6 protein-coding genes are annotated in these 4,705 nt (G+C 63.3%); 4 read left to right on the forward strand and 2 right to left on the reverse strand.

Annotation, left to right across the window (positions count from 1 at the left end; translation table 11 throughout):
- The 4 genes from VGP39_RS24110 to VGP39_RS24125 form a co-directional block, all read left to right on the forward strand.
- Positions 1-369: aminotransferase class V-fold PLP-dependent enzyme (locus VGP39_RS24110; protein ID WP_327570606.1), on the forward strand; the 369-nt coding region annotated here is incomplete at its 5' end.
- Positions 366-737 (forward strand): SUF system Fe-S cluster assembly protein, encoded by a 372-nt coding sequence (locus VGP39_RS24115; RefSeq protein ID WP_327570607.1) that lies wholly within the window; start codon positions 366-368, stop codon positions 735-737. The genes VGP39_RS24110 and VGP39_RS24115, both read left to right, overlap by 4 nt.
- Positions 738-818: 81 nt before the next feature.
- Complete coding sequence (locus tag VGP39_RS24120; protein ID WP_327570608.1) at positions 819-1,226, forward strand: iron-sulfur cluster assembly accessory protein; 408 nt, start codon at positions 819-821, stop codon at positions 1,224-1,226.
- A 104-nt stretch (positions 1,227-1,330) separates the two neighbouring features.
- Positions 1,331-1,729, forward strand: a complete 399-nt coding sequence (locus VGP39_RS24125; protein WP_327570609.1) for a TfoX/Sxy family protein — start codon at positions 1,331-1,333, stop codon at positions 1,727-1,729.
- A gap of 222 nt (positions 1,730-1,951) precedes the next feature.
- On the opposite strand, the gene VGP39_RS24130 is transcribed toward VGP39_RS24125, so the two are convergent.
- Both VGP39_RS24130 and VGP39_RS24135 read right to left on the reverse strand, forming a co-directional pair.
- Positions 1,952-3,019: a GGDEF domain-containing protein gene (locus VGP39_RS24130; RefSeq protein WP_327570611.1), complete on the reverse strand. Its 1,068-nt coding sequence runs from the start codon at positions 3,017-3,019 to the stop codon at positions 1,952-1,954.
- Between the two features lie 140 nt (positions 3,020-3,159).
- Positions 3,160-4,668, reverse strand: coding sequence for a DEAD/DEAH box helicase (locus VGP39_RS24135; RefSeq protein ID WP_327570610.1), 1,509 nt, complete (start codon positions 4,666-4,668; stop codon positions 3,160-3,162).
- Positions 4,669-4,705 lie beyond the last annotated feature (37 nt).

Below are 4,705 nucleotides of genomic sequence, written 5' to 3' on the forward strand. Positions count from 1 at the left end.
GGCCTCGGCGCCGCCATCGACTACGTCAATTCGATCGGCAAGGAGCGCATCGCCGCGCACGAGCACGATCTTCTGACCTACGCCCAGGACCGCCTGCGCGAGATCAATTCGCTGCGGCTGATCGGCACGGCGCGCGGCAGGGGGCCGGTGATTTCCTTCGAGATGAAGGGCGCGCATCCCCACGATGTCGCGACCGTGATCGACCGCCAGGGCATCGCAGTGCGCGCCGGCACCCATTGCGTGATGCCGCTTCTGGAGCGATTCAACGTCACGGCGACGTGCCGGGCCTCGTTTGGCATGTATAATACCCGCGAAGAAGTCGACCATCTGGCACAGGCGCTGATCAAGGCGCGGGAGCTGTTTTCATGACCGACACCGTGGAAGCCACCAAACCGAATATGGAGACCGTCTCGGCGCTCCCGCCCGAGGAGACCGAGCGTCTCGGCGGCGAGATCGTCGCCGCGCTGAAAACCGTGTTCGATCCGGAAATCCCGGCCGACATCTATGAACTCGGGCTGATCTACAAGGTCGACATCAAGGACGACCGCACCGTCGACGTCGAGATGACGCTGACGACGCCGAATTGTCCGGCGGCGGCCGAAATGCCGCAGATGGTGGAGAATGCGGTTGCCAGCGTGCCCGGCGTCGGCGTGGTCAATGTCAATATCGTGTGGGAGCCGGCCTGGACGCCGGACCGCATGACCGACGAGGCGCGCCTCGTGCTGAATATGTGGTGAGGCGTTAGAAGATTAGAGGATCAGGGTTTAAGCTGCTCACGCGAAATTAGCCGGGATTGACGTCCCGCGAGGACTGAATAGATGACTGAGATGACACCAACCTCCACCACGCCCGCCAAGCCAAAACCGCGGCCCCGTCCGCAGGTGATGAAGCTGACCGAAGCCGCCGCGGCGCGGATTACGGAACTGACCAAACGCGCGGACTCCGAGATCGTCGGACTGCGCGTCGGCATCAAGAACGGCGGCTGCGCCGGACAGTCCTACACGGTCGAATATGCCCACGACGTGAAGGCGACCGACGAGGTGGTCGAGGACAAGGGCGTCAAGATCCTGGTCGATCCCAAGGCGGTGCTGTTTCTGCTCGGCACCGAGATGGATTACAAGTCCGACAAGATGCAGTCGCAGTTCATCTTCAACAACCCGAACCAGACCGGCGCCTGCGGCTGCGGCGAGTCGGTGCAGCTGACGGCCGCGAAGCTTGAGGGCTGACGTCGCGCGCCTCGCCGTCATTGCGAGGAGCGTAGCGACGAAGCAATCCAGTCTTGCTTGGCTGCCTCTGGATTGCTTCGCTTCGCTCGCAATGACGAGCAACCATGGACCGCGATTTCCTGATCGACCTGTTTGCCGATTTTGGGCCGGTGACCATCCGCCGGATGTTCTCAGGCTTCGGCATTTCCGCTGATGGCACCAACTTCGCGCTGGCATTGCGCGGCGGTCTGTATCTGCGCGCCGACGCCGAAACCATTCCCCGCTTCGAGGCCGAGGGCTCAAAACCGTTTCAATACCAGACCCGGACCAAGACCGTCACGGTCGCTTCCTACTGGCAATTGCCGGAGCGGCTGTACGACGATCCGGAGGAACTGACGGGTTGGGCGAAGGCAGCGCTGGCCGCCGCGCAGCGCGCGGCGTTGAAGAAGGGGAGCAAGGCGAAGAAGGTGGCGAAGAGGGCCGTCAGGAAGAAGGGCGCCAAGAAAAAGAAAACGTCATCCTGAGGAGCCGCGCCCTTGGGCGGCGTCTCGAAGGATGGCGGCATGCACCTGTGGCCGCATCCTTCGAGGCGCGCCGAAGATGGCGCGCACCTCAGAGTTTGTGAATCTATTCGAATTTCGACGTTCCTGCGGGTCCTAAGTCTTTGATTTGACTCATGTCGGAAAACGCAAAAATCAATAGATTCACAAGCTCTCAGGATGACGGTTCAGCATTGAAGAATCGCCTCACGCCACCTGGCTGTGAATCTCGGTCGCATATTCCGGATCGGCTTCGCAGATGACGCGGTTGCGGCCGCTGCGCTTGGCGGCGTAGAGGCAGGCGTCGGCGCGCTCGATCAGGGAATCGGTGTCGTCGCCCGGCTGCAGCATCGACACGCCGATCGAGATGGTGACGCGGCCGAGAATTTCGCCGGTGGATTTCTTCTTCAGTTCCTTGGACATCACGGCGCGGCGGATGTGGTCGGCCACCGTCAGCGCCTGGCGCAGCGCGGTTGCCGGGAGCACCACCGCGAATTCCTCGCCGCCGTAGCGGGCGGTGATGTCCTGACCCTTGATGGTCTGTTTCAACGACATCCCGACCAGCCGCAGCACCTGGTCGCCGGTGAGATGGCCGTAATTGTCGTTGAACGATTTGAAGTGATCGATGTCGAGCATCAGCAGCGACAGCGGTTCTCCGCCTGCTGCGGCGCTCTGCACGGCAGCGGCGATGGCGCGGTCGAAATACTTGCGGTTGCCGAGGCTGGTCAGGGGGTCGGTCAGGGTTTCGGCGCGGATCGCCTCCAGGCTTTGCTGCAGGTTGGAAATTTCCTGCTTCGACAGGCTCAATCGGTCTTCCAGAGCCTTGTTGGTGTCGCGCATCTCGCGCGTGGAAACCACAAGCTGCTCGACCACCGCCTTGACCTGATCGCGGTTCTTCGCCACCGACAATCGCTGCGTCGCGCCGCTCAGACTATCGTCATAGCTCGCCGACATGCCGAGCGCGTCGGTGATGAGGCTCATCACGTCGTCGATTTCGTTGATCACCCGCGCGCCGACCTTGTCGATGCGGTCGGTGGTTTTGATCTGGGAGAGGTAGGTGTCGTAGATCTGGTCGAGGTCCGCCTCGGTCAGCTTGCCGTTGCGCGTCAGGGTCTCGTTGATGATGTTGTTGAGCGGGGCGTTGTAGCCGGTGGCGTAGACGTACCAGATCTCGTAATTGCGCGGCACCGCGGTCTGCCGCAGCGACCTGATCTGACCAAGCGCGACTTCCGCGAACGCCATCGAGCGTTCATGTTCATCCAGAACCTTGATCACTGATCGCATCCCCAATCCGGGCATCCTGCCCGTCGTCTTGCCGGCAATAGTTAAAATTATCGCGGTCAAGTTAACGGACGAGAATGAACGACCAGTAAACGGGTTCCGGCAGGACCTTGACGATCAAGGTCTCGCGGCAATCAGACGCGGGCGCGGACCGGGCGCAGCAGAAACGCCGGCAAATGCGAGTGATCGGCGGGCTCTGATGCCGCTTCGCGCGGTGCGCGGGGAGCTTCGGCGCGGCCGATAGACGGGGTCCGCGACGGCGGCGGTGCGACCGGCGCTGTGAATGCGGCGGGAGCCTGCGGCTGCGGCTGGGAGCTGTTGCGGTCGCCGCCACCCGAGCGCCGAGGTCCGCGCTCACGGCGCGGCTTGCGGCCCTCGCCGGAGCCTTCGCGAGGCGTATGGCCTTCGCGGGGCGTGCCAAAATTCGCTTCACGGTTGCCGTTCCGGCGTCTCGGCTCGCGCACATGCCCGCCGTCACGGACCGGCGCTTCGGTCGCTTCCGACGGTTCGCTGAGTGCAACGCTGATTTCCGCCTTGGGAATGCTCTGGCCGATCAGCTTTTCGATCGCCGCCATCGACTTGAAGTCGAGCGGGCTAACCATGGTGATCGCGGTGCCGGCGCGTCCGGCCCGGCCGGTGCGGCCGATGCGGTGGACATAGTCGTCGGCGTGATGGGGGACGTCGAAATTGAAGACGTGGCTGGTAATGGGGATATCGAGACCGCGGGCGGCGACATCGGAGGCGACCAGCAGCGGCAGTTCGCCCTTGCGGAACTGATCGAGCGCGGCGGTGCGGGCCGACTGGTCCATGTCGCCATGCAAGGCGCCGACGCTGAAACCGTGCTTGAGCAGCGATTTGTAGAGCAAGGCGACTTCGCGCTTGCGGTTGCAGAAGATGATCGCGTTCTGAAGATCGGTGGCGTCGCGGAGCAGGCGGCGCAGCGTGTCGCGCTTCTCATGCGGCTCGCGGCCGACGCTGACCTGGAACTGGGACACGCCCGCGGCGGTGGTCGCCGGCTTGGAGACTTCGATCTTCTCAGGGTTGTGCAGGAAGGTTTCGGTGATCCGGCGGATTTCCGGGGGCATGGTCGCGGTGAAGAACAGCGTCTGCCGCGTAAAGGGAATCATCTTGCAGATGCGCTCGATATCCGGAATGAAGCCCATATCCAGCATGCGGTCGGCTTCGTCGATCACCAAGAGTTCCACGCCGGTGAGCAGCAGGCCGCCGCGTTCGGTGTGATCGAGCAGGCGGCCCGGAGTGGCGATCAGCACGTCGACGCCGCGCGTCAGCTTGGTGTCCTGGTCGCCGAACGAAACCCCGCCGATGATGAGCGCGACATTGAGCTTCTGGCCGGCGCCGTATTTGTCGAAATTCTCCTTCACCTGGGCGGCGAGTTCGCGCGTCGGTTCCAGGATCAGCGTGCGCGGCATCCGCGCCCGGGCCCGGCCCTTTTCCAGCATGGTCAGCATCGGGAGCACGAAGGCGGCGGTCTTGCCGGTGCCGGTCTGGGCGATGCCGAGAACGTCCCGGCGGGCCAGAACGTGGGGGATCGCTTGTTCCTGGATCGGGGTGGGCGTGGTGTAACCGGTGGCCGCGACAGCGGCGAGCACCTTTTCGGACAAGCCGAGATGGGAAAAAGACATTGAGCCTCTACAAGAATCCGCCGTTTGGAATCTCGGA

It is taken from the genome of Bradyrhizobium sp., assembly GCF_036009065.1.
Classification (GTDB): domain Bacteria; phylum Pseudomonadota; class Alphaproteobacteria; order Rhizobiales; family Xanthobacteraceae; genus Bradyrhizobium.

Bases quoted from the DNA above. Each gene is read 5' to 3' on its own strand.
- VGP39_RS24115 (WP_327570607.1), top strand. From the start codon at position 366: ATGACCGACACCGTGGAAGCCACCAAACCGAATATGGAGACCGTCTCG.
- VGP39_RS24120 (WP_327570608.1), top strand. From the start codon at position 819: ATGACTGAGATGACACCAACCTCCACCACGCCCGCCAAGCCAAAACCG.
- VGP39_RS24125 (WP_327570609.1), top strand. From the start codon at position 1,331: ATGGACCGCGATTTCCTGATCGACCTGTTTGCCGATTTTGGGCCGGTG.
- VGP39_RS24135 (WP_327570610.1), bottom strand. From the start codon at position 4,668: ATGTCTTTTTCCCATCTCGGCTTGTCCGAAAAGGTGCTCGCCGCTGTC.